Source organism: Calditrichota bacterium (assembly GCA_014359355.1).
Taxonomy (GTDB): domain Bacteria; phylum Zhuqueibacterota; class Zhuqueibacteria; order JANLFK01; family Oleimicrobiaceae; genus Oleimicrobium.
This window is the reverse complement of sequence record JACIZP010000047.1, coordinates 1-9,985: the sequence shown is the minus strand read 5'-3', so window position 1 is coordinate 9,985 and position 9,985 is coordinate 1. Positions and strand designations below refer to the sequence as shown.

The following is a 9,985-nucleotide window of genomic DNA, read 5'->3' as shown; positions in this document are numbered from 1 at the left end:
GGCGAAGCCCTTCCTCGCTGCAAGCCCATTTGGACGAGGAGATCGGTTCTGGCTCGTGTGGCAGGGAGATGCGCCGGGCAATTGGGATATCTTTCTCAGTTGGTGGGAGCCCGAGTTGGCGAACTGGGCCGACCCGATTCAAGTCACCAATAGCTCGTGGGATGAGACGAGCCCGCAGATGGCGGAAGGGTTCTCTCCGCCCAGCAGCGCGCTAGTCTGGCAGAGCAGCGCGGAGGGTAATCAGCAAATCTATGGCATGGCTGCCGCGCTGGAGCCAGATTCCTTGGTCTTCGGCGAACCGACTAACCTCGCGCCCAGTCTGCATGCAGAGGTGGATCCCTGTCTACGCTATCTGCCGCTCGGTTGTGTCGGAACCCTGGCGTGCGCATGGACGCACCTGCACGGGGATTCTGCCGACATCCTCTTCACGCCCTTTCTCTACGACCGGCCCGAGAGGGTGACCAGTGACCCCTTTCCGAACCGCAAGCCGGTGATTTCTCCTGTGCTCGGCGACACTGCCTGGCTGGCGTGGGAGAGCTTTCGGGGCGGGAAGTGGGATATCATGGCTGTGCGATTCCATGTGCCCCGTGGGGTGGTGGTGCACGGCGGACCTACCCGGGAGCAGTCCTGGTGCCTTGCGCAAAACTACCCCAATCCTTTCATTGGGGCCACGACGATTTCCTTTCGCTTGGCAACGACGGACCAGATCGCCGTCGAGGTCTACGACGTGGCTGGCCGCAAGGTGCGGACGTTGGCAGAGGGTCTCCAGGCGGACGGCTGGCACCAGCTGCGCTGGGATGGCCGGGATGCCAGAGGTGTGCCTCTCCCCGCGGGGGTCTACTTCTGTCGTCTGAAAAGCAAGCTGTTCGACAAGTCGATCAAGATGCTTTATCTGCCGCAGCCGGGAATGAGGGGTGCAACGGGAAAGAAGGGTTAGCGTCGGTCCGCGACTGACGAGGGACCCCACGCGGGCACAATGGCGTTGCGTGGCAGAGGGGATTCTTCTCTGCGCGAAGAAACGGCCCGGGAGCCGAGTGGGCGCAGAGGCGGGGGGAAAAGCTGGTGCAGTGTCAGCCTCTTGAGGCGGTTGGGCGGAAAGACCATGCCAGGAGGTACAGTCGATGAGCGCGCAAAAGTGTTGGTTGTGCGTCTTGTTGCTTGGCCTCACCTGTGCCGGGCAGCCCCAGGGACCCCTGTACGTCGGTTCCACCGACAGGTTCGTATTCGCCTTTGACGAGAAGGGCAAGGTCCTGTGGAAAACTCCCATGCCGGAGTTTCGAGTATGGGCCTTCTCTGACTCGATCTGGCTGGCGCGCAGTTTCGAGCCGGCGGTCCTGGTGGCCCTCGAGCCTACGACGGGCAAGGAACTCTGGCGCTGGTCTGCTGATGGGAAGCTTGTCGGAGTGGGCGCGGACAGTATTCCGCCCGATTGCACCCTGGTGGCCTGCACCGTTGAAACTGCCAGGGAGATGGTGCACGTACGCCTCCGCCCACAGACAGGTCAGCTGGTCGCCAGCTGGACGCGCCGCAATGAGCTGCCCTGGCGACAGCCGCGCCAAGGGGCCGCATGTCCAGTGCCGCCGCAGGAGGAGCTGATCGAGGTTGCCTTTTCCTCTTCGGCCGCCTTCGGCTTCGACCAAGATGCCAAGCTGGTCTGGCGGCTTCCTTTGCGGCTGGAGGAGCATCCTTGCCAATTCTCCCTTCGCTACGTCGTCCTGTGTACCGAACGCGGTCTACGTGTCCTGGAGCAGCGAAGCGGAAGCATCTTGTGGGAAAGGAACTATCCTTCCCCCGTTCAGTCACTCATCGGCGGTGGTGAGGACTATATGCAGGTCGGCCTGGCGGACGGCACCTATTGGCAGCACGAAGTTGCCACCGGGAAGTCCTTCCGTCCCTCTCAGGCAGCGCCGCCGCAGCGGTAGCAAGAGCTCTTCTTCTAGCAAAGGGAGGTGCCATGAGAAGCGAGACTCTACTTGCAGTCGCCCTCGCCCTTGGGGCACCCGCAGCGGGCGTGCCGCTGCATGGGCAGGGTGCGCCCACGGGGGAATCGCCCGTACTGGTGGCCACCTCCTCCTCGCCGTTGGCCACCGCCTTCAACAACGGCCGCCGCATGGTGAGGGATAGCAGGGATAACCGCTATCTGGTCTACCAGGACCTCATCGACGGCCGGCCCACGGTCTGTTTCGTGCGCAGCAGCGACGGCAAGCTCTGGTCTGCGCCGGTGACTTTGGCCGAGGGGTGCTTTCCCTCGCTGGCCATCGATGAGCACGACCGGCTCTTCTTGGTGTGGCAAAGCCAAGATAGTACGCAGATCCTTTGCTCCTGGAGCGCCGACGGTGGTAACACCTGGCAAACGTTCCCGTCGACGCTCAACCCTGTTGCATTTTCCGGAAAGCTGACCGCGGAATTCCCCGTGGTGGAGGCCGGCGCCAGGCAGTTGTATTTCGCCTGGCGGCAGCAAGTCTCTGGCCCGACAGGCACGTGGCACGACGTCTTCTTTGCCTCGCTGCCCATAGATTCGCTCGAGCCCTCCTCGTATTGCTTCCGGGGGATTGGCCAGCAGAGCGCGGATGCGCGGTTTGCCGCCTTGGCGTGCAATCTGAGCTTTCTTGACGACGGAAGTGTACACGTCGTTTGGGCGGACTCGACCACCTTCGGTGGCGAAAGGATTTGCTACCGCCGTATGGATGAGAGGACACGTGTCTGGACCCCGCCCCTCGACTCACTCCCCTTGGACTTGTCGTCAGGCAGGTCCTTGCTGACGCACCGGCACCCTGCAATCTCCGTGGGGGAGGGGGAGATTGTGCATGTGGTGTGGGACCACGGAAGTGGCGGCGGCTTCCACAGTCTGCTCCTTTTCGGTAACCCGCCCGCTCATTTCGACGAAGAGGTGAGCACGTGGGGAGAGGCCATGGTCTGCGTGGATGACGTCTACCTCAAGTCCAGCGCACTGGTCTGGGTGAGCCAGGACGAGGTCTACTACATGCAGGCGCGCGATGGCACCTTGCTGTATCCTGACCCTGTGCCGGTGAGCGAGCGCGACGGCGTGCCAAGTCGCTACCCAAGCGTGTGCTACAAGAAGTTCCGCGCCGATTCCTTGGACGTGGTGTGGACGGATGGCAGCGAGGCGCCGTACCGCATCTTGTACCGGCGCATGGCAAAAATCTACCGCGGCGGGCAGTCGGTGGACGAGCCGGCAACCGGTGGGCCCGCGCGCTTCGCGCTGCTGTCGAGCCACCCGAATCCGTTCCTTGCGCGGACCGTCATTCGCTACGCAGTCGCGGTACCCGGCCGAGTGCGGCTGGAGGTCGTCAACGTGCTTGGCCAGAGGGTGCGGACGCTGGTGGATCGCCCTGAGACGCCGGGGGCGTACCAGGTGGGCTGGGATGGTCGTGACGAACAGGGAAGCGACCTGCCGGGTGGAGTTTACCTCTGTCGTCTGGTGGCAGGGTCCTGGGCAGCGACCTGGAAGCTGGTGTTGATGCGGTGAATCAACCCCCTGGAGACAAGTTGTGAGACAAACTCCATGCTTTGCTGAGCTGATCAGAGCGATGCTCGGATGCTGCGTGCTCCTCGGCGTGCAGGTACATGCCCAGCAAGGAGGCTGCGCCGACTGCGAGTTCAGCGTGACAGGCGGAAGCTGGCCAGCGGTCGCCGACCTAGCCGACGGCGGTTTCGTCATCTGCTGGCAAGCGCAAGGATCCGACTCCCCAGGATGGGAGGTGCACTGTCAGAGATTTGCTGCCGACGGAACTGCCAGTGGCCCACCGCTTCGGGTGAATACGTCCAGAAGCGAGCGACACACCGAGCCGGCAGTGGCGTCCTTTGCCGACGGAGGCTTCGTCGTCTGCTGGAACCATTATCAGCCAAGCGAGGACCGAACCGACGTATGGGCCCAGCGTTTCTCGGCAAATGGCCAGCGGCTGGGTCCGGAGTTCAGGGTGAATTCCCATACTCCCGGTTTTCAGCAGCGAGCTGCGGTGGCCTCCCTCCGCGACGGCGGCTTTGTGGTGTGCTGGCAGAGCCAAGATCAGGATGGGTGGGAAGACGGGGTGTTTGCCCAGCGCTTTGCGGCAGACGGTAGTCGCATGGGGACCGAGTTCCAGGTTCACACCTCTGTGGAGGGAGATGAGGAACTGGTCCAGGTTGTGCCCTCGAGCGACGGCGGTTTCGCCGCCTCCTGGCATAGATCGTGGGCCACCGACACCCGTGAGAGCCGGGAGGATATTCTCTGCCAGCAGTTTGACTCCTTAGGTAACAGGCTTGGCGCTGAGACCAAAGTGACTGGAGCGGACGTTGCGCCCTTTGCCAGGCCATCGCTGAGCAGTCTGCGGGACGGAGGGGTGGTGGTCTGCTGGGCCAGAGCGCCCTATCAGTATTGGCAGGATATTCGCGCCAGACATGTGTCGCCGGGAGGGACCACTCTTGGGCCTGAATTCGTGGTCAATACTCCCGCCCCGGATCTATGGAATCTCGAACCTTGTGTTACTATGCTGCGCAACGGAGATTTGCTTTTCTGTTGGCGGCACTGGCCTCGCCCTGGTAGTGATGGCCGATCAAAATGCGACATCTTCGCCCGGCGTGTCGCCGCCGACGGTAGCCCGAAGGGACCGGAGTTTCGGGTGAATGGCCGCTCCGAGTTTGGATTGCTCCACAACTTCCCTGTCCTTGCGCCTTTTGCCGATAGCGGCTTTGTCGCGTGCTGGCAGACAGGCTCTGGAGGTATCAAAGCAAGGTGCTTTGCTTCAGACCCGCCCCCTGTGACAAGTGACACGGTCTCTGTCTTCAAGGAGGCACATCCCGAAGGGAACTTTCCCAACCCCTTCAATAGCTCCACCCGCATCCGTTTCCTTTTGCCTGACGAAGGCAAAGAGCGTCACGTGCGCCTCAAGGTCTACGACCTGCTTGGCTGCGAAATAGCGACGCTCGTAGATGGCGTCCTGCACCCTGGCGAACACTCAGTCCTGTGGGATGGCTTAGATGCTTGCGGCACGCCAGTCGCCAGTGGCGTTTACGTCTACCTGATTGAGAGGGGCGGGTTGAGGACAAGTAGGCGAATGGTGCTGTTGCGATGATCGTTCGTTGCGGCTGCCAAAGCGTTCGCACGTGGGCTCAGTCCCAACGGCTTGACGGGCGGGACGGTGTCGAAGTCTGACGCATTCGGGCCGCACCGCACGCGGGGGCGGGTGCGTGCAGTGGACAGCCAATCATTTAATCGACTACCGCGGGGCAGCGCGTCTCTTGCCTGGGCAAATGCGGCTTCGCGGAGGAGGGTGGAATGCTTCGAAGACTTACTGTGGGGATACTGACCATCGGCCTTGGTACCTCCGTCCTCGCACAGAGCTTAGAGCCCTTGGGCATGGCGGCGTACCAGCCGACATGCCTCGCCATCCATGACGGACGGCTCTTCGTTGGTACCCCAAGACACGGCGTCTTTGTGCAAGATCCCCAAAGCAAAGAGTGGCGTTCACTCGGTTTGGAAGAGGTAACCATCCTCTCCCTCTACCCTCATGATGTTGGGCCGCTCGGCTGGTGCATCGCCGCGGGAGCTCAACCGTCTGGCTATGGTGCCGATACAGCCCTCGTCTACTGCTGGACCCCGAGCGACTCTCAGTGGACCCCCATGGACAAGGGCCTCGATCGCTCCGAGGTGCTGGCCGTCTTTGCGCTCGACGGATTTCCTGACCCACGTATCTGCGGCGAGACTTTCGCCGGTGGTGCCGAGGGCGTCTACCGGAGAGCACTGGGCAGTGAGGCATGGGAAAGAGTCTGCCGGTGGCCCTTTGCCACGGTCCGTGACCTCAAGGTGGATCCGGCCAGGCGCACCGTGTGGGCGGTGGGCGGCGGGACGTGCCTCTTCATCCCTTTGGCGGCCAAGTCAACAGACGCGGGGAACACTTGGGAGCGGCTTTTTCCTCCCTCTGTGACCCTCGAGAATAGTTGCTTATCTTTGGCTTTTCATCCGCGGTGCTCCGACACCGTGCTTGTGGGGATGACGGGCGCCGTGGTGCAGACCGCCGACGGTGGGAAAGCGTGGCGGTTCGCGCTGCAGGAGGAAGGGACCGATTTCAAGGGCCTGGCCATTGACACGGGCGACCCCCTGCACGTGTGGGCAGCAGGGAGCGGGAGCAACCGCTCGTGCCGATTTTGGGAGAGCTTTGACGGAGGTCGCCAGTGGTTTCGCATGCGAAAAGTGGAAGAGACCCTCACCTCTGGCGTTGTCCGCCTGGTTGCCGACCCCTCCGCTGCGGGAGTTGTGTACATAGCGACGTCCCGCGATGGCGTGTGGCGCTACGAGAACCGCGCTGCGCCCCTCACTCAGGATGCCATCATCCTGGCCCTGCGCCTGCAAAAAGGCATTCCGCTGGATATGGCCCTGGCTGAGGAGATCGACCAGGCGCTCCAGGCGGCGCGCGGAGCTGTGCGTGCGGTAGAGTCGGTCCACGCCTTTCCTGACTATGTGCCCACGGAACTGCTGGTGAATGCGGATGCTTCCTGGGCCCAGGCCTGGGCCAGGGGCGAGCTGTGGACGGGCAACCAAGCGGTGGATGCCCTTGGGCGCGAGTTCTTGCTGACGAGTGTACGGGCTCTGTTTCCGTCGGGCCAGGCACAATGGTGGTTGCTCACCTTCGCCACGCCGCTGAAAGCGCCACTCCTCGCGCGCCTCTATGAGGCCTGCGCCGGGGTCCTGACGGCGGAGCCAAACGGCTACGTGGGAGACGGGGACAATATCCAGGCCTTCAGAAAGAACGGGGTGTGGCATTTCGCCTTTTCCAAGGGATGGGGAGACTGCCCGTCAGGCTGCATTGATCGCCACTACTGGTACGTGACGGTGAGCCCCGACCTGTCCGTGGGGCTGGTTGGAGAGTGGCGGCAAGATTTTTCCTCCCCGCGCATTCACCTGTGGAACATTCCGGCCCGATACGCAGCGACGGTGTTCAGGAGCACAGAGGAGCTTCTTCTGGCGGTGGGTGCGCCTGAGTGGTGGGTGCGACGGCACGCGCTGGAGGTCATCGGTCGGCTCTTCGCCTGCACGAGCCCCTGGGTTGGCGAGGATGTGGCAAACCCCTTGCTCTTTGCCGAGCTGCGCCAGGGTGTCAGCCAGCGCCGCGCGGAGGTCATCTCCCTCGTGCGCGGTTGCCTCAGTGACCCGGACGAGGACGTGCGCGCCTCTGCGCGCCAGGCGCTCACGCGCGTGTTGGGGCTCGAGGGTGGCGATTTGGCCTGCTACTTCCCGTTGGCCGTTGGCAACTGGTGGCGGTTCACGGGTGAGCAGCACTCGGAGGTGAAAGACACACTCCGCGTCGGCGGGCAGCTTTTCTTCCAATTAGATGGCCTGCCGCAGCTGGGATGGGCCTACGTGCGGTTTGGCGAGGAGAACAAGTTGGTAGTTGCCACGACCGACACCCCCAGGTGCTGGCTGGACTTTGCTGCCGAAATTGGCCAGGCGTGGATAGTCTCCGCGCCACGCTCCGGTAGCCACTGGACGGTGTCCCTGGAAAGCACCACAGACACCGTGACCGTTCCCGCGGGTACGTTCACAAACTGTTATCGCTTCCTCTTCAGGTTTTCGGGGAGCGACAATGACTGGGTGGAATGGTACGCGCCCGGTGTTGGGCCGGTGAAACGGACGCTGTACGGCTTTGCCGTAATCCACTATCTGCTGGAGGCTGCTTCTGTCAATGGCGTGGAGGTGCCTGCCGCTGTAGAAACGCCTGCGGAGCGGGAGATGCCCGGCGAGTTCCGTCTGCTGCCACCGCAGCCGAATCCGTTTCTGGGCACGGCCCTGCTGAGTTACTACCTGCCGGCTGACGAGCAAGTAACCTTGGTCGTCTACGACCTTTTGGGCCGCCAAGTGCGCACCCTTGTGGCTGGGGAAAAGGTGGCGGGCGCGCATCGGGTTGCCTGGGACGGGAAGGATGACCAGGGCAGGCTCCTCCCGAGTGGCCAGTACCTGTGTGTGCTGAGGAGCAAGGCAGGCAGCCAGGCACAGAAGGTGGTGCTCCTGCGGTGATCCCCTGACCCGCGAAAGGCTTGACTTTCTCTCCGCAATTCCCTACATTTGCACGTGTGTTGTGGAGTGACCACTCCTGGATGCCAGGATGACCTCTGCGTGTCCTTTCTCTTGCAGTTTGTGCGTGGGGTGCCTGATCTCTGCCGGCAGAGCCCAGCCCCACTGCGCAGGCGAGGGTTTGTGTGTATATGGGTAGCAGGGTGAAGGGGCATGGGGGGAGAGGGGTGATTCCGAACTGTGGCAACCGCCATTCCCTGCAGTGGTCGAGCACGTGACCCAGGAAAGGCGGACGCCGCCGCGCCCGGGAGGTCAGTGTGCGACCAGGCCTTGGGCTTTTGGGCGACCCGGCGCGAGTTGTTCGAGATGACCGGCTATCCCCGCGTGGAGATCGGTAGATCTGCGATACATTGCGGGCCTGCCCCGTTCGGGTTGAGGGAGGACGAACATGGGTCGTAGGCAGAACACCACGGGCCTGAGCAACCACGTCACCGCGGCCAATATCGGCTACGAAGCGCAGCTCTGGCAGATGGCCGACGCCCTACGCGGCTCCATGGACGCCGCCGAGTATAAGCACGTCGTGCTGGGGCTGATTTTCCTCAAGTACATCTCCGACGCCTTCGAGGACCACCACCGGAAACTCGAGGCCGAGCGTGACCAGGGTGCCGACCCGGAAGACCCCGACGAATACCGCGCCTTCAACATCTTCTGGGTGCCATCCGAGGCCCGCTGGGAACGTCTCCAGCAAAACGCCCGCCAGCCCACCATCGGGCAAGTCATAGACGAGGCCATGGATGCGGTGGAGCGGGATAACCTCTCGCTGCGAGGTGTGCTCCCCAAAGACTAGCCCGACCCGCCCTGGATAAACAGCGTCTGGGCCAACTGGTTGACCTGGTTACCAACATCCGCGTGGGCGACGCCGACGCCCGGGCCAAGGATGTACTGGGCCGCGTGTACGAGTATTTCCTGGCCCAGTTCGCCAGCGCCGAGGGCAAGAAAGGCGGCGAGTTCTATACCCCGCGTTGCATTGTCCGTCTGCTGGTGGAGATGCTCGAGCCGTTTAAGGGCCGCGTCTATGACCCCTGCTGCGGCTCGGCGGGGATGTTCGTGCAGTCGGTGGAGTTCATCGAGGCCCATGCCACCGGCAACGGCAACGGTGGCCGCGCCCGCAGCCAGATCAGCATTTATGGCCAGGAGTCGAACTACACCACCTGGCGCTTGGCCAAGATGAACCTGGCAATTCGGGGGATTGACGGTAAGATTGAACAGGGCGATACCTTCCACAACGACCGCTGCCCCGACCTCAGGGCCGATTACATCCTGGCCAATCCTCCGTTCAACATGAAGGAATGGGGCGGCGAACTCCTGCGCGAGGACAAACGCTGGAAGTACGGCGTGCCGCCCGTGCGCAATGCCAACTTTGCCTGGGTACAGCACATCATCCACCACCTGGCGCCCACCGGCTACGCGGGCTTTGTGCTGGCCAACGGCTCCATGTCCAGCAATCAGGCCGGAGAGGGTGAAATCCGCAGGAACATCATTGAGGCCGACCTGGTGGACTGCATGATCGCCCTGCCGGGGCAACTGTTCTACTCCACCCAGATTCCGGCCTGCCTCTGGTTCCTGGCCCGCGATAAGAGCGGGCGCCCTCCCGCCGGGCAGGCAAAGCCGTTACGGGATCGCCGTGGTCAGGTGCTTTTCATAGATGCCCGCAAAATGGGGCGCATGGTGGACCGCACCCACCGGGAACTGACCGACGAGGAGATTCAGCGTATCGCCCGCACCTACCACGCCTGGCGCGGCGAAATTGAACCCGTAGGGGCGGGCCTCGTGCCCGCCCAAAATGGGGCAACCACCGTAGGGGCGGGCCTCGTGCCCGCCCAAAATGGGGCAACCATCGTAGGGGCGGGCCTTGTGCCCGCCCAAAATGGGGCAACCATCGTAGGGGCGGGCCTTGTGCCCGCCCAAAATGGG

At 63.0% G+C, this 9,985-nt stretch carries 5 protein-coding genes and 1 pseudogene; all 6 read left to right on the top strand.

Translation table 11 applies throughout. The features are described 5' to 3' along the window. Nucleotides 1–55 precede the first annotated feature (55 nt). The 6 genes and pseudogenes from H5U38_02100 to H5U38_02075 all read left to right on the top strand — a co-directional run bounded on the left by H5U38_02100 (nt 56) and on the right by H5U38_02075 (nt 9,985). The gene (locus H5U38_02100) at nt 56–937 is read left to right on the top strand and encodes a T9SS type A sorting domain-containing protein (GenBank protein MBC7185804.1); all 882 of its coding nucleotides are present in this window, start codon (nt 56–58) and stop codon (nt 935–937) included. 184 nt (nt 938–1,121) lie between these two features. After that, a complete protein-coding gene (locus H5U38_02095) occupies nt 1,122–1,922 on the top strand; it encodes a PQQ-like beta-propeller repeat protein (protein MBC7185803.1) in 801 nt (266 codons plus the stop codon). Nucleotides 1,923–1,954: 32 nt separating this feature from the next. Then, nucleotides 1,955–3,490, top strand: coding sequence for a hypothetical protein (locus tag H5U38_02090; protein ID MBC7185802.1), 1,536 nt, complete (start codon nt 1,955–1,957; stop codon nt 3,488–3,490). Nucleotides 3,491–3,512: 22 nt separating this feature from the next. Beyond that, on the top strand, nt 3,513–5,075 hold the full coding sequence (locus H5U38_02085) for a hypothetical protein (GenBank protein MBC7185801.1): 1,563 nt from the start codon (nt 3,513–3,515) through the stop codon (nt 5,073–5,075). Between the two features lie 2,654 nt (nt 5,076–7,729). Beyond that, nucleotides 7,730–8,014, top strand: coding sequence for a T9SS type A sorting domain-containing protein (locus H5U38_02080; GenBank protein MBC7185800.1), 285 nt, complete (start codon nt 7,730–7,732; stop codon nt 8,012–8,014). A 445-nt stretch (nt 8,015–8,459) separates the two neighbouring features. Beyond that, nucleotides 8,460–9,985 (top strand): annotated as a pseudogene (locus tag H5U38_02075) (SAM-dependent DNA methyltransferase).

Excerpts from the sequence above, each read along its gene's own strand:
- H5U38_02090 (MBC7185802.1), top strand. The coding sequence starts at position 1,955 with ATGAGAAGCGAGACTCTACTTGCAGTCGCCCTCGCCCTTGGGGCACCC.
- H5U38_02080 (MBC7185800.1), top strand. The coding sequence starts at position 7,730 with ATGCCCGGCGAGTTCCGTCTGCTGCCACCGCAGCCGAATCCGTTTCTG.
- H5U38_02095 (MBC7185803.1), top strand. The coding sequence starts at position 1,122 with ATGAGCGCGCAAAAGTGTTGGTTGTGCGTCTTGTTGCTTGGCCTCACC.